19 protein-coding genes are annotated in these 22,952 nt (G+C 71.5%); 10 read left to right on the top strand and 9 right to left on the bottom strand.

Annotated features, from left to right (window positions below; all coding sequences use genetic code 11):
* Nucleotides 1-59 precede the first annotated feature (59 nt).
* On the top strand, nt 60-908 hold the full coding sequence (locus tag IEY91_RS18300) for an alpha/beta fold hydrolase (protein ID WP_189174806.1): 849 nt from the start codon (nt 60-62) through the stop codon (nt 906-908).
* A gap of 181 nt (nt 909-1,089) precedes the next feature.
* A complete protein-coding gene (locus tag IEY91_RS18295; RefSeq protein ID WP_189174805.1) occupies nt 1,090-1,476 on the top strand; it encodes a hypothetical protein in 387 nt (128 codons plus the stop codon).
* 75 nt (nt 1,477-1,551) lie between these two features.
* On the opposite strand, the gene IEY91_RS18290 is transcribed toward IEY91_RS18295, so the two are convergent.
* Together IEY91_RS18290 and IEY91_RS18285 are read right to left on the bottom strand one after the other, a co-directional pair.
* Complete coding sequence (locus tag IEY91_RS18290; RefSeq protein WP_189174804.1) at nt 1,552-2,085, bottom strand: hypothetical protein; 534 nt, start codon at nt 2,083-2,085, stop codon at nt 1,552-1,554.
* 213 nt (nt 2,086-2,298) lie between these two features.
* Entirely contained in the window at nt 2,299-4,206 is a 1,908-nt protein-coding gene (locus IEY91_RS18285; RefSeq protein WP_229697055.1) for a M6 family metalloprotease domain-containing protein, read from the bottom strand.
* A 381-nt stretch (nt 4,207-4,587) separates the two neighbouring features.
* Here IEY91_RS18285 and IEY91_RS18280 point away from each other — a divergent pair, with 381 nt between their 5' ends.
* On the top strand, nt 4,588-5,328 hold the full coding sequence (locus tag IEY91_RS18280) for a class I SAM-dependent DNA methyltransferase (protein ID WP_189174803.1): 741 nt from the start codon (nt 4,588-4,590) through the stop codon (nt 5,326-5,328).
* Nucleotides 5,329-5,398: 70 nt separating this feature from the next.
* Here the strand turns inward: IEY91_RS18280 and IEY91_RS18275 are convergent, their stop codons facing one another.
* Together IEY91_RS18275 and IEY91_RS18270 are read right to left on the bottom strand one after the other, a co-directional pair.
* Nucleotides 5,399-5,839 (bottom strand): SRPBCC family protein, encoded by a 441-nt coding sequence (locus tag IEY91_RS18275; RefSeq protein ID WP_189174802.1) that lies wholly within the window; start codon nt 5,837-5,839, stop codon nt 5,399-5,401.
* Between the two features lie 463 nt (nt 5,840-6,302).
* On the bottom strand, nt 6,303-8,585 hold the full coding sequence (locus IEY91_RS18270; protein WP_189174842.1) for a LuxR C-terminal-related transcriptional regulator: 2,283 nt from the start codon (nt 8,583-8,585) through the stop codon (nt 6,303-6,305).
* A 167-nt stretch (nt 8,586-8,752) separates the two neighbouring features.
* On the opposite strand from IEY91_RS18270, the gene IEY91_RS18265 reads away from it, so the two are divergent.
* Both IEY91_RS18265 and IEY91_RS18260 read left to right on the top strand, forming a co-directional pair.
* Entirely contained in the window at nt 8,753-9,295 is a 543-nt protein-coding gene (locus tag IEY91_RS18265) for a DUF1707 SHOCT-like domain-containing protein (RefSeq protein ID WP_189174801.1), read from the top strand.
* A gap of 182 nt (nt 9,296-9,477) precedes the next feature.
* Nucleotides 9,478-10,644, top strand: a complete 1,167-nt coding sequence (locus tag IEY91_RS18260; protein ID WP_373287972.1) for a serine hydrolase domain-containing protein — start codon at nt 9,478-9,480, stop codon at nt 10,642-10,644.
* Nucleotides 10,645-10,667: 23 nt separating this feature from the next.
* Here the strand turns inward: IEY91_RS18260 and IEY91_RS18255 are convergent, their stop codons facing one another.
* Nucleotides 10,668-11,939, bottom strand: coding sequence for a serine hydrolase domain-containing protein (locus tag IEY91_RS18255; RefSeq protein ID WP_189174799.1), 1,272 nt, complete (start codon nt 11,937-11,939; stop codon nt 10,668-10,670).
* A gap of 253 nt (nt 11,940-12,192) precedes the next feature.
* Between IEY91_RS18255 and IEY91_RS18250 the strand changes: the two genes are divergently transcribed.
* The 4 genes from IEY91_RS18250 to IEY91_RS18235 all read left to right on the top strand — a co-directional run bounded on the left by IEY91_RS18250 (nt 12,193) and on the right by IEY91_RS18235 (nt 17,131).
* Entirely contained in the window at nt 12,193-13,392 is a 1,200-nt protein-coding gene (locus IEY91_RS18250; protein WP_229697064.1) for a cytochrome P450 family protein, read from the top strand.
* 25 nt (nt 13,393-13,417) lie between these two features.
* Complete coding sequence (locus IEY91_RS18245; protein WP_189174797.1) at nt 13,418-14,077, top strand: LysE family translocator; 660 nt, start codon at nt 13,418-13,420, stop codon at nt 14,075-14,077.
* A gap of 99 nt (nt 14,078-14,176) precedes the next feature.
* A complete protein-coding gene (locus tag IEY91_RS18240) occupies nt 14,177-15,802 on the top strand; it encodes an amidase (protein ID WP_189174796.1) in 1,626 nt (541 codons plus the stop codon).
* A gap of 264 nt (nt 15,803-16,066) precedes the next feature.
* Nucleotides 16,067-17,131, top strand: a complete 1,065-nt coding sequence (locus IEY91_RS18235) for a S1 family peptidase (protein ID WP_189174795.1) — start codon at nt 16,067-16,069, stop codon at nt 17,129-17,131.
* 56 nt (nt 17,132-17,187) lie between these two features.
* On the opposite strand, the gene IEY91_RS18230 is transcribed toward IEY91_RS18235, so the two are convergent.
* The gene (locus IEY91_RS18230) at nt 17,188-18,246 is read right to left on the bottom strand and encodes a PHP domain-containing protein (RefSeq protein ID WP_189174794.1); all 1,059 of its coding nucleotides are present in this window, start codon (nt 18,244-18,246) and stop codon (nt 17,188-17,190) included.
* A gap of 70 nt (nt 18,247-18,316) precedes the next feature.
* On the bottom strand, nt 18,317-19,708 hold the full coding sequence (locus tag IEY91_RS18225; RefSeq protein ID WP_189174793.1) for an NADP-dependent succinic semialdehyde dehydrogenase: 1,392 nt from the start codon (nt 19,706-19,708) through the stop codon (nt 18,317-18,319).
* Nucleotides 19,709-19,868: 160 nt separating this feature from the next.
* On the opposite strand from IEY91_RS18225, the gene IEY91_RS18220 reads away from it, so the two are divergent.
* A complete protein-coding gene (locus IEY91_RS18220) occupies nt 19,869-20,495 on the top strand; it encodes a GntR family transcriptional regulator (RefSeq protein WP_189174792.1) in 627 nt (208 codons plus the stop codon).
* Between the two features lie 13 nt (nt 20,496-20,508).
* Here IEY91_RS18220 and IEY91_RS18215 read toward each other — a convergent pair whose 3' ends face one another.
* A complete protein-coding gene (locus IEY91_RS18215; RefSeq protein WP_189174791.1) occupies nt 20,509-21,309 on the bottom strand; it encodes a carbon-nitrogen hydrolase family protein in 801 nt (266 codons plus the stop codon).
* A 100-nt stretch (nt 21,310-21,409) separates the two neighbouring features.
* Complete coding sequence (locus tag IEY91_RS18210) at nt 21,410-22,819, bottom strand: MFS transporter (protein ID WP_189174790.1); 1,410 nt, start codon at nt 22,817-22,819, stop codon at nt 21,410-21,412.
* Nucleotides 22,820-22,952: the final 133 nt, after the last annotated feature.

Raw genomic sequence — 22,952 nt, 5'->3', positions numbered from 1 at the left:
GTCGACTTCGGTCGACCGGGCTCCGGTCGTTTTCGGGATGACGAGGCAGGAGCGACAGCGTGTACGTGACGGAGACCGACCTGCGGCTGGACGACGGGCGTCAGGTGCACCTCTACGACACCGGGGCCGCGGGCGCCGACCCCCGCCGCACCGTCATCTGGCACCACGGCACCCCGAACATCGGCCTGCCACCCGGGCCCCTGTTCCCGGCCGCGTCCCGGCTCGGCGTCCGCTGGGTGTCGTACGACCGTCCCGGATACGGCGGTTCGAGCCCGGTGCCGGGCCGGGACGTGGCGTCGGCGGCCGCCGACGTGCGCGCCGTCGCCGACGCGCTCGGCATCGACAGCTTCGCGGTCATGGGCCATTCCGGAGGAGGCCCGCACACCCTCGCGTGCGGTGCGCTGCTGGCGGACCGGGTCCGCTGCGTGGTCGGCGTGGCGGGTCTCGCTCCGTACGGCGCCGGGGGCCCTGCGGACTGGTGCGCGGGCATGTCGGACTCCGGCGTGGCATCGCTGCGCGCGGCTGTGGCGGGTCGCGCCGCGAAGGAGGCGCACGAGGCGGCCGCAGAGTACGACCCGGAGATGTTCGCGCCGGCCGACCACGCGGCGCTCGCCGCCGAGTGGTCGTGGTTCGAGAAGGTGGTCGGCCCGGCCGTGGTGTCCGGCCCCGCCGGACTGATCGACGACGACCTGGCGTACGTCGCCCCCTGGGGATTCGACCCGCTGCATGTCACCGCCCCCGTCCTCATCCTGCACGGCGGCGCGGACCGGGTGGCCCCGAGCGCCCACGGCCAGTGGCTCGCGCACCGCTGCCCGGCGGCGGAACTGTGGCTGAAGCCGGCGGACGGGCACATCTCCGTCCTCAACTCGGGTACGGCCGCCCTGGAGTGGCTGGTGGAGCACTGCTGACCAAGGGCGCCGCCGGGGCGGACGCCCTGGAGGGGGACGCGGCGTAACTCATGATCTTGCCCCGCGTTGGTCCGCTCGGGTCGGCCGAACCAGAGGGAGTCGGCCGACCGTAGGGATCCGAACCGTCAGCCTTCATCGCCTCGCCGCGGGGCCGTGAAGCACGCTCGAAGGAGTGCTCGCCATGTACACCATCACCAAGAAGCTCGCCGCCGGAATCGGAGCCTTGGCCGCCGCCCTGGGCTGCGTCGTCGTCGCGGGCCCCCCGGCCGCGGCCTCCGGCAAGTGGTGCAACCACTCCGTCTGTATCGAGACGTACGACAACGGCACCTACCTCGGCCGGGTCGAGGTGTCCGTCACCAACACCAACCAGCCGAACCGCATCTCCGCCCGGGTGTGGACCACCAACGGCTGGAGCGCCAACACCAAGGTGGAGGACGTCGCCAAGTTCCGCACGTACCGCGACCAGGCGTACCCGCAGCGGCACTTCCCGGCGGGCACCCGGCTCTGCGCCGAGGGCTTCCGCGGCGGCGCGAGCGTGGGCCTGCCCTGCGTGACCCTCACCAACTAGCGACGGTCGCCGACCGGGCACGCCCACCGACTGAGCACGCTCGCCGACTGAGCCCGGCCGTCTCCCCGGCCGGGCTCAGTCGCCCGCGCTGTCCTGAAGGAACCGCTCCACTTCGCTGGCGACCCCGGTCCTGGCCGTCGAAGCGCGGCCGCCGGTGCGCGTGGAGGCCTCGTGGACGCCGAGGCCGCCGGTCCACACGTATCCGAACGCGGGCTCGTCGTCGATCTGCGGGCCGATCTGGATGTCGAGCTGCTTGAGTTTGGCGGCGGGCGCGGCCGCGTAGAGCGTGGCCGTCACACGGCGCTGCGGATACAGGTTGAAGTCGCGGATCACGGCGCCGCCGAACTCGTCGACGAAGGCGCCGTGCCCGTCCCGGCCCACGCGCACGTCGTAGTGGCGGGGGTGGTCGTACAGATCGATGTTGAAGAACGTGGAACCGCGGTTGTCGAAGGTGACGTCGAAGGCGACATACGTCAGCCCCTTGGCGTCCTCGTCGCGCCCGCGCTGTGGTGTGGCCCTGCGGAGGTGGTGCAGGCGGACACGCAGCCCGGCCCATTCCTTGGATTGATACTCCTGCCAGTCCCCTACGACGTTTGGTATGTCCATCATTCCCACCTTTCCAGGCGTAAGCCTAGGAGGAACGGGGAGCGTGGGAGCCGGTTCCGGGGGGTGATGACGACCACGCCTCTGCTGACGGCCACGTGTCCGCGCTTCCGCTGACGGCCGCGCGTGCGCGCCGCAGCCGTCGGCCACGCGTCCGCCGGGCGCGGGAGGGGCGGCCGGCGGCGCGGGGCCGTCGGCCGCCCCCCTCTCACCGAGGCCTCACTTCCTGATCAGCGTGCAGACGGCCTTCGCGGTCTTGCGCGGGTCGCTCTCCGACCGGGCGGTGAGCGTGACCCGGTTGTGGCGCTCGGCGCCCGGCCGCGCGGTCACGGCGACGTCGACCTCGACGGAGTCGCCCGCCCTCGCGGTGGCGAGCCGGTTGGGCAGCCAGGCGTTCCAGCCGCGGCCGGAGGCCTTGGCCGACAGGCGGTAGACGTCGGAGGACAGGTACCGGTCCACGTTCTCCGGGTGACCGGGCTGCTGCGGCGGCGCGGCGCGCCCGGTGTTGTCCAGGTCGAAGGTGCACTGCGCCCGGCGCGAGGGATCGCCCTTGGCGTAGCCGCGGCTCAGGTGCGCTCCGCGGCGCTGCGGGCCCGCGCCGTCCAGGGACTTCACGGCGACGGTGTACGAAAGGACGCCGGAGCGGGTGCGGCGCAGGTCCAGTACGTAGAAGTGCAGCCGGTTGGCGCGGTCGACGTACTCGTACTCGCTGCCGGAGTCCGCCCCCGCGTGCAGCAGCGCGTCGCTGAGCTGACGGTAGTCGCCCATGGTGATCTTCTGCGGGGTGCCGTCGGGGCGCTTGTAGTCGACCATGTCGATGTCTTCGGGGTGGGAGTCGACGACCCAGGCGAACGGGGCCCGGTCCTCGTTCTTGGTCTTGCTGAGCAGCACGCCGTTGTCGGGCGTGAAGGAGTCCATGCCCATGCGGTCGACGACCTCGACGGTGTAGTTGTCGTAGCCGCCGCCGTCGCACAGCGGGTCCTTGGCCGTGTCGCAGAAGGGGGACAGATCGCGGCCCATGGCGATGTTGACGCCGCTGAGGCCCTTGTCGCCGGGCGGCGCCGAGCGCGCGGTGACGCGGGCGACGACCGTGCCGGAGTCCTTGAGCGCGTCACGGTCGAGCCGGAGCACGTTCTTCTCGTCGACGATGCCGAGCTTCAGCTTGTCGCGCAGGACGTGCTGGGAGCCCATCGAGGCCCCGTTGGTGGCCGGGATGTGCCAGCGGGTGTGCGGGCCGCCCGGGCCGTTGAACGAACCGCGCGACAGCATGCTCCAGATCCCGGTGTAGGCGCGGCGCAGAGGTGTGCCGTACGGATTGTTGTAGTTGTCGGCGATGCCCAGGATGTGGCTGAGCTCGTGGGCGTACACGCCCATGCCGGAGCTCTCGGCCTGGGTGGAGGAACCGTTCGAGGCGTTCGGCCAGATGCGGGCGGCGGCGGCCCACGAAGTCCACGGCACGTAGCGGGTGTTGGCGGAGTTGCCGCCCGTGGCGATGGGCGCGGGCGGGCCCCACTTCGTCGGTACGTCCTGCGGCGAGGCGAACTTCATCTGCCCGAACTCCTGCCACACGGACGACTCGTCCTGTCCGGCCGTGAGATAGAAGATGAAGTCGTACTTCGCGGTCTCACCCTCGCCGACGTCCGCGACCCAGGCGGCCTTGCCGTCGGTGCGGATGTTCTTCCCGCAGGTGCTGCCGCTCGGGCACGCTCCCGGGTTCATCTGCGGCTCGATGCCGTACTGGAACGACTTGTGCGGCATGCGGTACACGCCGAAGGAGGTCAGGTCGACGCCGATGCGGCCGCCGGAGTCCTCCATCCAGTACTCGTTGATGGTGTGGCCGCGGTTGAGCGCCCCGGGCTTGTTGAGGAAGTCCCGGTAGAACGCGGGCAGTTGACTGCGCGGCACATCCGAGGCGCCGACCTGCGGATTCCCGAACAGACTCGACCCGGCCGGCTTGCTGGCCGTGAACTCCTCATCGGGGTAGTCGAGCAGGACCAGGGCGCCCTTGAACGTCCGCTTCGTCGGCTCCAGCTCGGGATCGGCCCAGTCGGTCCCCGGCACGGACCGGTAGTCGGCCCACGTCATGTCGTCGGGGTTCTGCCAGCGCTGCGGGTCGATGGGCCGCACGAGGGGCGGCCGGTCGGTGGGTTCGGGGGCCGCCTGTGCGGGGCCGACGGCGAGCGGGGAGAGGAGGAGACCCAGAAGCGCGGCGAGGAGGCCTGCGCGGCGGGCACGTTGGACGCTTCGCGTGCGCTGGTGGGGTTGGCGGGCTTGGGTGTGAGGCGTTCTGGCGCGGCGTATGGGTGTACGGCGGAGGAACAAGGCTCACCTCTTGCCTGAAGGGTGTGGACAAGAACATGACAAGCCGGTCAGCGGTACTTTCCGCCCGGGGCCGCTGGGGAGTCAACAGGCTTTCGGGTCGGGTTTGGCTGGTGAGGCGTACAAGGGCCGCGTCCTGGCGCGGAAATTCACGCGCACCGGCACCGCCACCGGCACTACCGTCCAGGGATGCCTGATGCGGACGGATACTTCGGAGAAGACATCGCGGCGACCTACGACGAGTCGTCGCCGGACATGTTCCGGCCCGAGGCCGTGGACCCGGTGGTCGATCTGCTCGCCGAACTGGCGGGTGACGGCGCGGCGTTGGAGTTCGGTGTCGGCACGGGCCGGATCGCGCTGCCGCTTGCCGCCCGTGGCGTTCCGGTGCACGGCATCGAGATGTCCCGGGCCATGGCGGACCGTCTGCGGGACAAGCCCGGCGGTGACTCCGTCGACGTCACCATCGGCGACTTCGCCACGACCCGCGTGCCGGGCACCTTCGCGGTCGCCTACCTCGTCTTCAACACCATCAACAACCTCACGACGCAGGACGCCCAGGTGGCCTGCTTCCGCAACGCCGCCGAGCATCTGCGCCCGGGCGGCACCTTCGTCGTCGAGGTGGGCGTGCCAGACCTGCGCCGCCTGCCGCCCGGCCAGACCGCCGTGCCGTTCCGCATCGGCCCGACACAGTGGGCCTTCGACACGTACGACGTGGCGACCCAGGCCATGAGCTCCCACTACGTCACCATCACCGACGGCAAGGCCGCGCACTCGTCCATTCCGTTCCGGTACGTATGGCCGGCCGAGCTGGATCTGATGGCGCGGCTCGCCGGGATGCGGCTGCGCGACCGGTGGGGGGAGTGGTCACGCACGCCGTTCACCGGCGAGAGCACGAAGCATGTGTCGGTGTGGGAGAAGGTGGCGGGCTGACGCGGGGGAGTGGCGTTTGGTAGGCCCTGGGGCGGTCGGCGGTCGGCGGTCGGTGGTGGCCGGTTGGCGCTTAGCGCGAGGCCAGCAGTGCCCCCGCCGCCCGGCCGAAGACCCAGGAGGCCACCCGCGCCAGCACCGGGTCCAGGAACCGGGGAAGCCCACGCACCCGTAGCTCCTCGCGCCAGATCACGCGCGAGCCCCCGCCCTGCCCGTGCACCTCGATCTCCGCCCACCCCGTCACCACCGAGCCCCGCTTGACCAGACGGCACAGCCCGGCCCGCCCCTCCGCCTCCGGAGGCCGCCAGACGGTCACCTCCATCGGGTCGTCGAACGCGAGCCGCCCGATCCCGGAGCGTGCCGTGAACACGGTGCCCTCGCCGTACGGCGGGCCCCCGGCAACGGTGACCCGCGTCAGCGGCACCACCTGGCCGTGCCGCTGCCAGTCCGTCAGGCGCCGCCACGCCTCGTCCGGAGCGAGCGGGGTAGCGCGTTCGACGCGGAAGAGGGCCATGTGGCGATCGTATGCAGGCAAGGTCGGATGGCCATGCACGGCGCCTTGGATGTCACGGGGCGCGGCGGGCGCCCCGTGACGCGGAACAGGACGGGCGGCTGCTCCGCCGACGTGAGCAGCCGTCCGCCCGCCGCACCGCCTGAGGGGGGAGGCGGTACGGGCGCCCGTGCCTGGCAGCGGGGGCTCCGCTCCTCGCTGCCGGCGCCCACCACGCTCCCGGCCCCCGGGCGGCTGCCTCAGCGTGGCGAACGGCCGGGTGTCCCGGCATCCGTAACCTGCCGGGATCGGTATACGTAGCGTCGGCGCCGGGTGGGGAGTGCGGGGGCGCGCGGCGGAACGTCGGGGGGGTGGGCTACGTACGTACGCCGCCCCCGCCACCCACGGAGCGTCAGCCCGCAGCTGGCCCGGAGGCCCCAGCCTTCCAGCACCCTGGGAGCCTCAGCCCTCCCGCACCCCGGGAGCCTCAGTCCTCCAACACCCCGGGAATTTCCGCCCGCGACCGCAGCCTGAGCTTCGTGAGGATGTGCTCGACATGCGTGTCCGCGGTCCGCTTGGAGATCACGAGGCGTTCGGCGACCTCGCGGTTGGAGAGGCCGCGGGCCACCAGCTCGGCGACCTCGCGTTCGCGCGGGGTGAGGGAGTCGGCCGGGCGCCCCTGACGCGCGCCGGGTACGAGGCGGGCAGACGGCGGCACGTCCGCGTCCGCGCGCACCGCCTCCAGGATCTCCGTCCCCGTCATCCGTGCCCCCACCCCGTGCCAGCGCTCGAACGCCGTGGCGCCGAGCGCCTCCCGTACGGTCCGCTGCGCCGACTCCTGCTGCTCCAGGAGCGAGGGCAGCATCGCCACCGGGTCGCCGTTGAGGCGGCGGGCGCCCTCCGCGTACCCGAGGAGCCACGCCGCCCGGGAATACCGTTCCTGCCGTCCCGCGTACCAGGAGAGCCCCAGGCAGCACAGCGCCGCCACCAGGACGTCGCCGACCTCGCTCGCCGCGTCGAGGGCGCGCCGCAGCGGCGGAGCGCTGTCCTCGTGCCGACCCGCGAGCCACAGGATTATGCCCTGCACCATCAGCGTGGTGGCGTAGAACTGGCGGTCCCCGGTGTCCTTGAGGTGGGCGAGTCCGGTCTCGCAGAGGTCGAGGGCCCCGTCGGTGTCGCCGAACACGGCCCGCACCAGGGCGCCTTCGCAGTGCATCACGCTGATGCCCAGCGGATCACCGGCCGCCATGATGCCCTGCCGCCCCCGCTCCAGGCGGGCGAGACCCTCCTCCACCTCGCCGCCGAGCGCGCGCATCGCGCCGAGATACGGCTCGGCGAACAGCAGCACGCGCTCCTCGCCGCACCGCTCGGCCACCTCACGCGCTTCCTCGAAGCGGCCCGGCGCCACTGCCAGATCACCGCCCCACACGGCGAGCACCCCGCCGAGCAGCAGCCCCCAGGCCCGCTCCCAGCAGTCCTCGGGCACTTGGGCGAGCCCTTTGTCGATCCAGTACTGCCCCTCCGACAGCGTCCCCGCGGCTCGCCAGAACGACGCCAACTGGGCGGCCAGCCACAGCCCTTCGCGCGCGCGGCCGGGAGTGGCGTACGCGTAGCCCAAGGCGGCCCGCATGTCCGCGGCCTCGGCGCGCGCCGTCCGGTAGAGACCGACCTGCGCCTCGGTCAACAGCTCGTCCCACAGGCGCTGGCCCAGGCGGCGGTAGTACGCGAAGTGCGCCTCCCGCACGGATGCCGCGTGGTCCGTCCCCGCCAACTGCTCGGCGCCGTACGCGCGGAGGGTGTCGAGGAGCCGGTAGCGCCCCGCACCCCCGCTGAGGTGCTGCACCACCGACTTGTCGACGAGCCCGACCAGCGTCTCCAGGACGTCCTCGGGCGCCAGTTCACCGCCCGCGCACACCTCCTCCGCCGTGCCCAGCTCGAAGGATCCGGCGAACACCGAAAGCCGCAGCCACAGTTCGCGCTCTTTGGGTACGCACAGTTCGTACGACCAGTCGATGGTCGTACGCAGCGTCTGATGCCGTGCGAGAGCGGTGCGCCGACCGCCGGTCAGCACGCCGAAGCGCTGGTCGAGGCGGGCGACCAGGTGGGACAGCGGCACGGCCCGCAGCCGCACCGCCGCGAGTTCCAGGGCGAGCGGGATTCCGTCCAAGCGGCCGACGAGGGCGCTCAGTTGGGCCCGGTTGTCCTCGTCGGCCGCGAAACCCGGTGCCACGGCGATGGCGCGCTGCACGAACAGCTCGACGGCGTCCTCGGCCGCGAGCGGCGCGATCACCAGGCACTGCTCGCCGGGGACGTCGAGCGGCTGCCTGCTGGTGGCGAGCACGCACGCGTCCGCGGCCTCCCGCAACAGGACGTCGCACAGCATCGCGCACGCGTCCACGAGGTGCTCGCAGGTGTCCAGGACGATCAGCAGCCGCCGTCCCCGCAGGTGGGCGACCACCGCGTCGAGCGGTTCCATGCCCGGCTGTTCGGGCAGTTCGAGGACGGCGGCGAGCGTCGCGGGCACCAGCTCCGGATCCCGCAGCGCCGACAGCTCCGCGAGCCACACCCCGTCGGGGAACCGCTCCCCGAGCCCGCCGGCCGCCCGCAGCGCCGTACGGCTCTTGCCCACACCGCCGGGTCCCACCAGGGTGACCAGTGGCGCCTGTGTGAACGCCTCCTGGACCAGGGCGATTTCCGCGTCCCGCCCGACGAAGCTGGTCCGTTCGACGGGCAACTGCCCGCCGCGTCGCTGCCCGAACCCGAATCCCATGCCGCCCGCCCCCGTGCCTGTCATCCAGTGCCCCGACCGCTGCCCGGCCACACACCTTCGAGTCAGAGCGTAGGTGCACGGATGCGCTGTGTTAACGGGATCGCGCGCCTTGCCCGCCGCGGACCTCGGCGCGTACGCCTCGTCAGTACAGCAATTAGAGTGAAACGGTGACCTCGCTGCCGAAGGACCCGACGACACCGCTCGGTGAGGACGACCGCGACGAGGCCGTGCGGCGGCTGCGGGAGGCCTACGCCGAAGGGCACCTCGCGCACGAGGAGATGGACGACCGCCTCGGCCAGGTGCTGACCGCCAAGACCCACGGGGAACTCGCGCCGCTCCTCGCCTCGCTCCCGCCGGAGAAGGAGGGCGCCACGTCCACGATCGGCGCCCTCAGCGGACGGATCCGGCGGCGCGGCGAGTGGCGGGTCCCGCGCACCCTCAAGGTCCAGTCCGCGATGGGACGGGTGCATCTGGACCTGTCCCGGGCGATCATCGAGCACCCGGTGGTCGACATCGAACTGCACCTCGGCACCGGCAGATCCAAGATCACGGTGCCGCACGACGCGATCGTCGACTTCGAGGGCGTGCAGGCCGTGTGGAAGGAGACGCTCGACAAGAGCGGGCGGCCCTCCCGTCCCGGCGGGCCGAAGATCCGGATCTCCGGGGCCATGGGGATGGGCCGGTTGACGATCCGGCGCGCGAGGCGTTGACGAGGCCGCAGGTCGTGCGCGCGCACTGAGCGGCAGGGGCCGCAGGGCACACGGGGGTTAGCCCTACCTGGAGCCAGGTGGGTACCGGGATCGTGCCGGGCGGGCGCATCCGGAAATGCTGGGAACCACCAGGGGCACGGCATATGCCACTGGATTCCCGACGATTCCGTAGGAGTTCGCACGTGCGTGAGCAGGCGTCGCAGAAATTTCAGTCCTCAGGTCGGCGGCGGGGCGGTCGGCGCGCAGTGGTGCCGGCCGCGGTCGCGGTGGCCGTGGGCGTCATGACGATGGGCGCCCTCGCACCGCCCGCGGCCTTCGCCGCCGAGCGGCCGGACACCGTCCGGCAGGGTCTGGACGCGCTGGTGCAGTCCGACGGCGTGCCCGCCGCACTCGCCAGCGTCAGCGACAGCGAAGGCCGCACCCGTACCTACACCGCGGGTGTCGCCGACCTCGCCACCGGCGCGAAGGTGCCCAGGGACGGACAGGTGCGGATCGGCAGCAACACCAAGACGTTCACCGCGGTGGTCATGCTGCAACTGGTCGGTGAGGGCAAGGTCCGACTCGATGCCCCGGTGGAGACGTATCTGCGGGGCCTCGTCCGCGGGGACGGGATCGACGGGCGCGACATCAAGGTCCGTCAGCTCCTGCAGCACACCAGCGGGCTGCCCAACTACGTGAAGTACCTTGCCGACGAACCCCGGTACTACTCCCCGCGCGACCTCCTCGACGCGGCGCTCCAGCACAAGGCGGACTTCGCGCCCGGGAAGAAGTGGGAGTACAGCAACACCAACTACGTGCTCGCCGGCATGATCATCGAGAAGGTCACAGGACACTCCGTGGCCGAGGAGATCGACCGGCGCATCATCAAGCGCGCCGGGCTGCGCCACACCTACTTCCCCGCCCCCGGGGACGTGACCATCAGGGAACCCCACCCCAAGGGCTACGACCGGGACGCCGCGGGTGCCCCGCTCGACGTCACGGAGTTCGACCCCTCATGGGGCTGGGCGGCAGGCCAGATGATCTCCACCAACTCCGACCTCAACCGGTTCTACGGCGCGCTCCTGCACGGCGACCTCCTCCGGCCCGCCCAGCTCGCCGAGATGCGCAAGACCGTCCCGGCCGGCGCGCCCTTCGCCGAAGGCGCCCGCTATGGACTGGGCCTGGTGAGCACCCCGCTGTCGTGCGGGGGTGTCTACTGGGGCCACGGCGGCAGCACCACGGGCTACGAGACCCGGGGCGGGGTCACCATCGAGGGCCGTACCGCCAACGTCGCGGTGACGACCCAGCCGGCCGACGGGGCCGTCATGAAGCACGTCGAGCGTGTCGTGGACACGGCCTTGTGCCGCTGACGGCCGAGTCGGCCGGCCAGTTCCTAGAAGCGGGTGTCGTCCACCACGGGGACCGCGGGCGCGGTCGACCCGGGGCGGGCGCCGCCCGCGTCGGCCGAGCGGAACTTCGAGGCCGCCGGGGGCTTGGTGCCGCAGACCGCGGGCTCCAGGGTGTTGGTGAGACCCTGTGTCACCGAAGTGTTGTTGGAGGCGTTGGCGAAGACGACGACCGTCCGCTTGCCGTCGCGGGTGGCGAAGGACTGCGTCTGGTAGCCCTGCACGATGCCGCCGTGGCCGTACACCTTGCCGCAGGACAGCTTGATCTCGCGCAGGCCGAGGCCGTAGGAGACGTTCGCCGTGGGCGTGGGCTGCGTGCTCGTCATCTGCCGCAGCGACTCGTCGGAGACGAGCCCGCCGGAGCTGCCGGCCATGAGCGCCGCGAGGAAGCGGTCGAGGTCGGCGGCGGAGGAGATGACGGCGCCCGCGCTGCCCACCCAGGAGCCGTTCTGCTCGGTGGAGTCGAGCAGCGGCTTGGTGCGGTCGTCGTTCGTCAGGTAGCCGGTGACGTGCGCCCCGGCGATCGTCTTCTTGGGGACCACGTAGGACGTCTTGCGCAGGTTGAGCGGCTTGATGATCTGCGTGCTCAGGTTCTTCGCGTACGACTTGCCGGTGATGTTCTCGACGGCCATGCCCAGGAGGGCGTAGTTGGTGTTCGAGTACGAGTAGCGCGAGCCCGGCGTGAACTGCTGGCCGTGCTTCACGGACAGCGCGACGAGCTCGGCGGGCGTGTAGACGGTGTTGCGGATGCGCTTCTCGAAGGCGGCGGTGGTCTCTTCGCCGGCCTGCTCGAGGAGGTCGTTGGTGTGGTCGTAGACACCGGAGCGGTGCTGGAGCACCTGACGGCCGGTCATGTCCCAGCCGGTCGGCAGGGTGCCCGCGGGGAGGTACTCGCGCAGCGGCTTGTCCAGGTCGATGCGGCCCTGCTCCGCGAGACGCAGAACCAGGACAGAAGTGAACATCTTGGTGTTGCTGCCGACGCGGAAGCGCCAGCCGGCGTTCATCGGTGTGCCGCCGAGGTCGGACTTGCCGACGGCGATCTTCTGGTCGCCCGTGGAGTCGCCGCCGTGGTTGCGGACCACCGCGAACGCGCCGGGCGCGCCCGCGGCGACCGTCTTGTCCAGCGCCGCGCGCACGGCCGCGGGGTCGGCCGACGTGGTCTTGGCCGGCTCGGCCACCGCGTGCGTCGCCCCCACCGCGGCGAACACCACACTGCTGACGACCACGGTCGCCGAACGCACGAACCCGGATCTCGCCATAGGGAATTTCCCCCAACTTGCTAGTGCCTCATGGGTCACGGGCCCTGGTCTCCCGGCCCGTTTGGTCGTGATCGTATCGGGCGTGCGACCTACCGGGGTACGGGGCAGCTGCGGGACAATGACGTGCCCCAACGCCTTTGCGAAGTGCCCCTACTGACTGCCGTCGACTGTCATTCACTGCCCGATGAACGCCCTCCCTCCTCCCACCCCGGAGAGACCCTTGAGCGCTTCACGTCGTCGTACGCAGCACCGGATGGACCCGGCCGGGGGTTGCCCGCACGCGGACAACGCCCGACTTCTCGCCGAGAACGCCGTGGCCGAGGTCGTGCTCCCCGGGGATGTGCGGGGCATGGCGGTGCTGGGGCACGAGGCGCTGAAGGAGTTCCTGGCCCACCCGGATGTCGCCAAGGACGCCGAGCACTTCACCGCGCTGCGGGAGGGTGGGATACCCGACGGCTGGCCACTGCGGACATTTGCCACCGTACGCGGCATGACGACAGCCGACGCCGACGACCACCGGCGGCTGCGGTCGCTGGTGAGCAAGGCGTTCTCCGCGCGCCGGGTGGAGGCTCTGCGCCCGCGCGTCGAGGCGCTGACCGCCGAGCTCCTGGACGACCTCGCCGCTGCGGCAGCGGCAGGCGACGGAATCGCCGACCTGCGCACGCACTTCGCGCTCCCGCTGCCGATGCGGGTGATCTGCGAACTGCTCGGGGTGGACGAGGTGCACCAGGATCGCCTGCACCATCTCTCCAACCGGGTGGTGAGTACGTCGATTGGGCCCGAGGAGGCGGTGGCCGCCAACCGTGAGATGGCGGAGGTGCTGGCCGCCGTGACCGCCGGCCGAGCCGAGCGCCCCGGTGACGACCTGACCAGCGCGCTGATCGCGGCCCGCGAGGAGGACGGCGACCGGCTCGACCCGCAGGAGCTGATCGGCACCCTGATCCTGATGGTCATCGCGGGCCACGAGACCACCCTCAACCTGATCACCAACGCGGTGCGCGCCCTGTGCGCCCACCGCGACCAGCTCGACCTGGTCCGCTCCGGCAAGGCCGACTGGCCGGACGTGGTGGAGGAGACCCTGCGCTGGGACAGCCCGGTCAGCTACTTCCCGTTCCGCTACCCGACCCGCGACCTCACCCTGGACGGCACGCGCATCCCCAAGGGCACCCCGGTACTCGCCGGCTACTCCGCGGCCGGCCGCGACCTGGCGGCGTACGGCCCCGACGCGACCCTCTTCCGTGTCACCAGGCAGGCCCGCAACCTCTCGCTCGGTCACGGCGCCCACTACTGCCTGGGCGCACCCCTGGCCCGCATGGAGGCGACGATCGCCCTGGACCGCCTGTTCACCCGCTTCCCCGCCCTCGACCTCGCGGTTCCCGAAGCCGAACTACCACGCCACGCAAGCTTCGTGGGCAACAGCGTGGGGAGGCTGCCGGTGCGGCTGACGGGGTGAGAGCCAGGTGCCCTAGGCTCGCGGTGTGCAGTGGCAGCAGGTCCTCGCATTCATGCTCGCCGTCACTCCTCTCACGCTCATTCCGGGTACGAGCTTCACCCTCGTCACCCAGAAGGTGATCGCCGGTTCGCGGCGTGATGGCGTGCTCGTCGCATGCGGCACGGTGTGCGGTTTGCTGGTGCACGCGACGTTCGCCGTGCTCGGCCTGTCGGCCCTGGTCATGACGTCGGCCCGGACGCTGACCGTGGTGAAGATCCTCGGTGCCGCCTATCTCATCTGGTTGGGCGTCGCTACATGGTGCTCGGCACGGCGGAGCCCCGAATCGACGCACCGGGGGAGACGGCGAAGCCTCGAACCGGCATGCCGGGGGAGGCGACGCATGCCGTGGGCCGAGCTCGGAGGATTCGGACAGGGCCTGTGGTCCAACGTCCTCAATCCGAGGGCCTCGTCGGTCTATCTGACGCTCGTGCCGCATTTCCTCGCCCCGAGCCACCCCGTCGCCCCACAGATCGCGGCGCTCGCGGTCGCGCACGTCGTCATCGTCCTCGTGTGGCTGCTGCTCTGGGCGTCGGTGGTGGCCGCGGCACGCGAGATGCTGGACACATCCTGGTTCCGGCGGGGGATCAGTCGGCTGGCGGGAGCTGTGCTGATCGCCCTGGGGGTTCGCACCGCAACAGCCAGGTAGCCAAGTGCGGTTGGCGTTGCTCAGAGGGTTCCCGTCGACGGCACGCGCGTGGCCGCGCCCCCTTGCGTCAGGAGCTGCCCATGTAGTCCGCTGAGCCGCATGGGGAAGAGGAGCATTGCCACACTGACCGCCGCGCTCGTCGCGGGATCGCTTCTGACGGGTGTGCCGAATCCGGGGGCGGTGGCCGCCGAGCGCGGCACCGACCCGTCGGCGCCGTCGGCCGGGTCGTCACCGGGGCTGGGGGTCGACCTCGACACGGTGACGATTCCGGAGTTGCAGGCGCGTATGGGCAGGGGTTCGCTGACCTCGGCGGCGCTGACGAGGGCCTATCTGGGGCGGATCAAGAACGTCGATCCCAAGATTCACTCGGTGCTCCGCACCAGTCCGACCGCGCTGCGGCAGGCGGCCGCCAGCGATGCCCGGCACCGGCGCGGTGAGACTCTCGGGCCGCTGGACGGCATTCCCGTCCTGCTCAAGGACAACGTGAACACCCGCGACATGTCGACCACGGCAGGGTCGCTCGCGCTGGCCGGGAGCCCGCCGGACACCGACGCCGTGCTCGTGACCCGGCTGCGGAAGGCGGGCGCGGTGATCCTAGGCAAGACCAACCTGTCCGAGTGGGCCAACTTCCGCGCGGCGAAGCCGACATCGGGCTGGTCCGCGGTGGGCGGGCAGACCAACAACCCCTACGTCCTCGACCGGAACCCGTGCGGCTCCTCCTCCGGCTCGGCCGCCGCGCTCGCCGCGTCCCTTTCGCAGGTGGCGATCGGCACCGAGACGGACGGCTCCATCGTGTGCCCGGCCGGGATGAACGGCATCGTCGGCCACAAGCCCAGCCTCGGACTGGTCAGCCAGTCGGGCGTGGTGCCGATCTCCGCCGAGCAGGACACGGCCGGGCCCATGGCGCGCAACGTGATCGACACCGCGCTCACGCTGGCGGTGCTCAGTGGGGGCGGGGGCGACAGTGCGCGCGGTGGCGCGGCGGGCGGCCTTGGCGACCTCCAGGGGGCCAAAGGCGCCGCAACCAGCCTCCGCGGCAAGCGAATCGGCCTCTGGCGCCTCCCCTCCCTCGGCCCGGACGTCGACGCGGTGATGACCCGTACCGCGAACAAGCTGCGCAAGTCCGGAGCCGTGGTCGTCGAAGTGACGCCCCCGTACCAGGCACGCCTCGCCGAGCTCGAATTCCCCGCGCTCCTGAGCGAGTTCCACCGCGACATCGACGCCTACCTCGGTACGCGCAAGGGGCCCAAGGACCTCGCCGGGCTGATCGAGTTCAACCGCACCCACCCCGCGGAGCAGACCTGCTTCGCCGGTCAGGAACTGTTCGAGCAGGCCCTCGCCGCGCCGCCCACCACCGACCCCAAGTACCGTGCGATGCGGGCCGAGTTGAAGGACCTCTCCCAGCGTTCCCTCGACGAGACCCTGGCCGCGCACGACCTCGACGCCATCGCCGCGCCGACGAACCCGCCCGCCTGGACCACCGACTGCGCCCGCGGCGACAACGACGTCATCCCGTCCTCCACTCCCGCGGCCGTCGCCGGTTACCCGTCCCTCTCGGTGCCCGCCGGGACCGTGAACGAACTGCCGGTCGGCCTGCTGCTCATGTCCGGTGACCACCAGGACGGCAAGCTGCTGTCGCTGGGGGCGGCGGTGGAGCACCGGCTGAAGGCCTGGCGAGCACCGCGCTACCTGCCGACGGTGGGGTCGTCCGCCACGTCACGGTGAACTCCGTGACATCCCGGTGAGTACGAGTACCGGAGAACTCCGAGACATCCCGGCGAACGCGGACCGGCGAACGGGACCGGTGAACGGGGAACAGTGAACCCGGACTTGCCCCGCGCGACCCCCTCGTAGCCGGGATCATCGGGATGATCCGGACGCGACAGGTCCAGACCCTTGCGCGGTTGACGCGCCCATGCCACGTTCCTTTCCGGTACGTCCCACGCGTACCGCGGTACGTCACACGTCACCGTCAAAGGAGCCCCCCACATGAGACGCACGACCTGTGCGCGTCTGGGCCTGTCCGCCCTCCTCGTCACCGGATCCCTCGCCCTCGGCGCCACCCCCGCCGGCGCGCAGAGCGAACCGACCGCCTCCCCCTCCTCGTCGGCCTCCCGCGTCAACGCCCTCGCCGCCCAAGTGGAGCGGCAGTTGGGCGACGACAGCGCGGGCACCTACCTCGACCGGAAAACCGGCAACCTGGTCGTCACCGTCACCAGCGACGCCGCCGCCGACCGCGTCCGCGCCAACGGCGCCACCCCCAAGCGGGTGCAGCGCAGCGCGGCCCAACTCGACTCCGCCATGGACGCGTTGGAGTCCCGCGCCCGGATAACCGGCACGTCCTGGGGCGTCGACCCGCGGACCAACCAGATAGCCGTGCAGGCCGACCAGTCGGTCTCGGCCCGTGAGCTCGCCCGGCTGCGCGCCGTCGCCGACTCCCTCGACGGCGCCGTACGCGTCAGCCGCGTCCCCGGCACCTTCAAGCGCGAGGTCGCGGGCGGCGACGCCATCTACGGCGGCGGCTCACGCTGCTCGGCCGCCTTCAACGTCTCCAAGGGCACCACCAAGTACTTCGTCACGGCGGGCCACTGCACCAACATCAGCGCCAACTGGTCCGCCACGTCCGGCGGCGCGGCCGTGGGCGTGCGCGAGGGAACCAGCTTCCCGACCAACGACTACGGCATCGTCCGCTACACCAACGGCTCCTCTCCCGCCGGTAACGTCAATCTCTACAACGGCAGTTACCAGGAGATCTCCTCCGCCGCCGACGCCGTCGTCGGTCAGGCCATCAAGAAGAGCGGCTCCACCACCAAGGTGACGAGCGGCTCCGTGACGGCCGTCAACGTCACCGTCAACTACGGCGACGGCCCCGTCCACGGCATGGTCCGCACCACCGCCTGCTCCGCGGGCGGCGACAGCGGCGGCGCCCACTTCGCCGGCACGGTCGCCCTCGGCATCCACTCCGGCAGCTCGGGCTGCACGGGCACCAACGGCTCCGCGATCCACCAGCCGGTACGGGAGGCGCTCGCCGCGTACGGCGTCAGCGTGTACTGACCCGCGTACGGCAGCCGGCCACGGGTCGGCTGCCGTACCTCCGGACAGGCCCGGTGCTACGCCCCCGACCGCCCCGTCCATGCCAGCAACTCATCAACGCCCCACGCCGTCACCACCCGCTCCACAGGCACACCGCACTCCTCGGCGCGGGCGCAGCCGATGAGCTGCCAGTCGAGCTGGCCGGGCGCGTGGGCGTCGGTGTCGATCGCGAAGAGGACGCCTGCCTCGACGGCGCGGCGCAGCAGGCGCCGTGGCGGGTCCTTGCGCTCGGGTCTGCTGTTGATCTCCACGGCGGTGCCGGACTCCGCGCAGGCCGCGAACACCGCGTCGGCGTCGAAGGCGGACTCGGGCCGGCCGGGCCCGCGGTTCTCCGACTTTCCTCGCCCACCCGGCCCGCTCCTCCCCACGACGAGCCGCCCGGTGCAGTGGCCGAGGACGTCCGCGTGCGGGTTGCGCACGGCCTTCACCATGCGGCGCGTCATCGCGGGCGCGTCCATGCGGAGCTTGGAGTGGACCGAGACCACCACGACATCGAGCAGGGCGAGGAGTTCGGGCTCCTGGTCGAGGCCGCCGTCGGGCAGGATGTCGCACTCGATGCCGGTGAGCAGCCGGAACGGCGCCCAGGTCTCGTTGAGTTCGGCCACCACGCGCACCTGTTCCCGCAGCCTGTCCGGCGAGAGGCCGCGGGCGATCGTAAGGCGGGGCGAGTGATCGGTGAGCACCGCCCACTCGTGGCCGAGCGCGGCGGCGGCCCGGCCCATCTCCTCGATGGGGCTGCCGCCGTCGGACCAGTCGGAGTGCAGATGGCAGTCCCCGCGCAGCAGGGAGCGCATGTGGGCACCGCCGGACACCAGCGGCCCCTGGGACTCCTCCTCCAAGTGCGCGAGATATCCCGGCACTTCACCGTCGAGTGCCTCGCGCACCACCTGCCCCGTCTTCGGCCCGATGCCCTTGATCTTCTCAAGGCCGCCCGTCCGCACCCGCTCGGCAAGCTCGTCCGCGGACAGCGCCTCGACGACGGCCGCTGCGGTACGGAAGGCCCGTACGCGGTACGTGGGCTCCTGGGCGCGCTCCAGCAGGAAGGCGATGCGGTTCAGCGCCTCGACGGGCTCCATGCCTCCTGCCACCTTCCCTGCCCGGGGTCTCCCCACCTTTCCCTGCCTGGGTCTCCCCGCCCTGGGCCGCTCACGCCCCGTGCCACACAGTGGTCACGTCGCAGAACTCCTTGATGCCGTGGCCGGACAGCTCACGCCCGTATCCCGAGCGCTTGACGCCGCCGAAGGGGAACGCCGCGTGCGAGGCGGTCATCCCGTTGAAGTAGACGCCGCCCGCCTGCAGATCACGTACGAAACGCTCTACCTCGGCGTCGTCCCTGGTCCACACACTGGAACTCAGCCCGAACGACGTGTCGTTGGCGACGGCCACCGCCTCGTCCAGATCCGCCACCCGGTAGACCGTGGCCACCGGACCGAAGGTCTCCTCAAGATGGATGCGCATCGCACGGGTGATGCCCGTCAGAACCGTCGGCTCGTAGAAGAAGCCCCGATCGAGGCCCTTGGGCCGCTGCCCGCCGCACACGGCGGTCGCGCCCTGGCGCACGGCGTCGTCGACGAGCTCCTCCAGGTCCGCGCGGCCCTGTTCACTGGCGAGCGGGCCCACATCGGTGCCCTCGTCCAGTGGATCACCGACGGTCAACTCCCGCATGCCCGTGGCGAACCCGGAAAGGAAGGCGTCGTACACCTCGCTGTGCACGATGAACCGCTTGGCGGCGATGCAGGACTGGCCCGCGTTCTGCACCCGCGCCGTGACGGCGGTACGCGCCGCCGCTGCCACGTCGGCCGACGGCATCACGACGAACGGGTCGCTGCCGCCCAGCTCCAGGACGGTCTTCTTGATCTCGTCACCCGCGATCGCGGCCACCGAGCGGCCCGCGCCCTCGCTGCCGGTGAGCGTGGCGGCGGCGACCCGCGGGTCGCGCAGGATCCCCTCGACGGCACCGGAGCCGACGAGCAGCGTCTGGAAGCAGCCCTCGTCGAATCCCGCGCGCCGGAAGAGGTCCTCCAGATACAGGGCGGTCTGCGGCACGTTCGACGCGTGCTTGAGCAGCCCGACATTGCCCGCCATCAGCGCGGGCGCGGCGAACCGCACCACTTGCCAGAGCGGGAAGTTCCACGGCATCACGGCGAGGACGACGCCGACGGGCCGGTAGCGGACGAAGACGCGGCTCGCACCGGAGTCGCGTACGTCGCCCTCGTCGGGGTGCTCGTCCGCGAGCAGCTCCTCGGCGTGGTCGGCGTACCAGCGCATCGTCCTGGCACACTTGCCGGCCTCCGCGTGGGCCGCCGCGAGCGGCTTGCCCATCTCGGTGGTGATGGTCCGCGCGACGTCGGCCGCGTCCTCGTCGAGCAGGTCGGCCGCGCGGCGCAGCAGCACGGCGCGCTCGGCGAAGGACGTGCGGCGGTGGCGGTCGAAGGCCGCCGTGGCGCGGGCGAGCCGCGCCTCGATCTCCTGCGGGCCGAGCGCCTCGAAGGTCCGCTCCGTCTCGCCGGTCGCCGGATTCACGGTCGCGATGGGCATGCCCGGGGCCTCCTTGTACGCCTCGTACGCCGCAGCGCCCTCTATGTATCCCTCCACCGACCTTGTCGCGCCGCCCGCCGTGGCGCAAGGCGGGAGTATGGGGAGGCGGCCCGTGGTAGCTTCCGTATACAAGGTGTATGCGGGTCTTCAGGGGGTTGCCGTGGTGTCCGGTCGGGAGAAGGCCTACGCGTATCTCAAGGACACGGTGCTCACCGATCCGGCGATGCAGGGCGAGTATCTCTCCGAGCAGGACATCGCCAACCGGATCGGGGTCTCCCGCACGCCGATCCGCGAGGCGCTGCTCCTCCTCGCCGCCGAGGACCTGGTCGAGCTGGTGCCCAAGCGAGGGGCGCGGGTGGCGCCCCTCATGGGCCGGGAGATCGCCGAGCTGATGGAGCTGCGCGGCATCGTCGAGCGGTACGCCGCGCAACAGGTCGTCGCGGCGGACCGGACGCCGGTGCGGGAACTGGCCGATCTCCTTGAGCAGCAGCGCGGTCTCAGCGGCCCCGACCAGGCCAAGGAATTCATCGCCGTGGACCACCTCTTCCACAAGACCCTGGTCTCCGCCGTCGGCAACGCCCTGCTCGACCGCCACTACGACGGACTGCGCAGCCGCCAGGTCCGGGCGGGCGTCGTGGCGCTGTTCAACGCGGAGGGCCGGCAGTCCGCGGTGATCGACGAACACGGGGCGATCCTGGACGCCCTCGCGGCCGGGGACGCCGCGGCGGCGTGCGAGGCGATCGACCATCACTTGGAGTCGACGCTGAAGGTTCTGCTGGCGGGCTAGCGGCTTTCCTGCTTCACCACAGCTCCGGACGCCGGTTGGCGAGTACGGACGTCTTCGCGCGCACGTGTGCGACCTCGTCGGTGTCCAGGTCGGCGACCAACAGGCCCGGTTCCGCGTCGAGTCGGTGGCGTACGGTCCCGTCCGGGCCGACGACGCGGCTGTGTCCGATGCCGGTGGGTGCCGGACCCTGGACGTGGCTTCCCGTCGTGCTCGGGTCGGCCTGGCCGACGGCCGCCACCCAGAGCGTGGAGTCGAGGGCACGGGCCCGCACCAGCAGGTCCCACTGGTCGAGCTTGCCGGGACCGGCGCCCCAGGAGGCCGCGAGCAGAGTCGCCGCCGCACCGGCGTCCGCGTGGGCCCGGAACAGCTCGGGGAAACGTACGTCGTAGCAGGTAGCGAGGCCCAGGCGGACGCCGTCCACGTCGATGGTGACGGCCTTCGAACCGGCGGCGACGCTGTCGGACTCGGCGTAACCGAAGGCGTCGTAGAGATGGATCTTGTCGTACGACGCCTCGACGCCGTCACCGGTGGCGAGCAGGGTGTTGGCCACCCGGCCCCCGGGAGCCGGGGTGAACATGCCCGCCACGATCACCGTTCCCGTGGCCCTGGCGATGTCCCGCACGCCGTTGGCCCACGGCCCGTCCAGCGGCTCGGCGAGGGGCGCGAGGTCGGTGCCGAAGCAGGCCATGGCGGCTTCGGGGAACACGACGACCCGGGCACCGGCGTCGGCGCCGCGTGCCGCCCACTCCTCGATGAGCCGCAGGTTCTTCTCGGGGCCGGGACCGGTGGTGAGCTGGCTGAGGGCGATGCGCACGGTGGGTTCTCTCCTCTGGCGGGGGGACGGTGTTCGTGGTCGGTGCGGGCGTACGGCTACGAGGCCGTGTCGTCGTACGAGGTCATCTCGGCGTACGAGGTCATCTCACGTCGGCCGGGGACACGGCCGCCTCCGAGGGCTGTGCGTGCACGTGGGACGAGGCCGGACCCTGCTCCTGCGGGGCACCCGCAGCCAGCGCCGCGTCCTCTTCCGCCGCATCCGCCGCGTCCCTCCCCAGCCACACACCGACGACGGTGATCACCGAGGCGAGCGCGATGTAGAGGGCCAGCGGCACCCAACTGTCGTACGCACTCAGCAGTGCCGTGAACAGCAGCGGAGCGACGGCGCCGCCGATGAGGCCGGCGAGGGTGTAGGCCAGGGATGAGCCGGTGTAGCGCAGCCGGGGCGAGAACTGTTCGGCGATGAAGGCGGCCTGCGGCCCGTACATGAGGGAGTGGATGGCCAGACCCACGACGACACCGAGGACGAGCGGGACCCACCCGCCGCCGTCGACCATGAGGAAGAACAGGAACGGCCACAGGCCCGCGGCCACGGCGGACCAGCCGTACAGGGCACGCCGGTTGACCCGGTCCGAGACCGCGCCCGCCAGGGGGATGAGCACCACCTGGAGGGAGGAGCCGATGAGCACGGCCGCCAGGGCGGAGCCCCGCGACATGTCCAGTTCCTCGGTGGCGTACGTGAGGACGAAGACGGTGAACATCGCGTACAGCACGTCCGGGCCGACGCGGCAGAGGATGGCGGCGACCAGGGCGCGGGGCCGGGTGGTGAAGACCTCGCGGATGGGGGCCTCGGGCCGGGACTGCTCGGCCTCCATCGCCTTGAACACCGGAGTCTCCTCCAGCTTCGCGCGGATCCACAGCCCGAAGCCCACGAGCACCCCGGACAGCAGGAACGCCACGCGCCAGCCCCAGGACAGGAACTGGTCCTCGCTGAGCAGCGCGCCCAGGACGGCGAGCACACCGTTGGCCAGCAGGTTGCCCGCGGGCGGGCCCACCTGCGCGGCGGAGGCGTAGAAACCGCGCCGGCGCGGATCGCCGAACTCGCTGGAGAGCAGGACGGCGCCGCCCCACTCGCCGCCGACCCCGACGCCCTGCGCGAACCGCAGCAGGACCAGGGCGATGGGGGCGGCGACACCGACCGTGCCGTACGTGGGCAGCACGCCGATGACGAACGTGGCCGCGCCGATGAGCACCAGCGTGGCGATGAGGACCTTCTTGCGGCCGATCACATCCCCGAGGCGGCCGAAGACGAAGCCGCCGAGCGGCCGCGAGATATAGCCGACCGCGTAGGTGGAGAACGCGAGGAGCGTGCCGGTGAGAGGGTCTTCCGAGGGGAAGAACAGATCACCGAAGACCAGTGCCGCGGCGGCGGAGTAGACGGCGAAGTCGTACCACTCCAGCGCGGTGCCGGTGAGGCTGGCGACGAAGGCCCGCCGGACCCCGGAGCGCGGGCCGGCCCCACCAGGGCCGTCCTTCGGGTTGTCGTGCATGGAGCGCATCCTTGCGTTCGGAAACATCGACCTCCAGGGCATACTTCTTGTATACAGGTCGTATGCGCAAGCCCCGCGGCAGAAGTTTGACCGCGCGGAACCGCAGTCTCCTTTCCGTACCGCCGCCCTTGGA

Origin of the sequence: Streptomyces lasiicapitis (genome assembly GCF_014646335.1) — a bacterium.
GTDB classification, from domain to species: domain Bacteria; phylum Actinomycetota; class Actinomycetes; order Streptomycetales; family Streptomycetaceae; genus Streptomyces; species Streptomyces lasiicapitis.
This window is presented reverse-complemented; position numbering and strand designations above follow the sequence as displayed.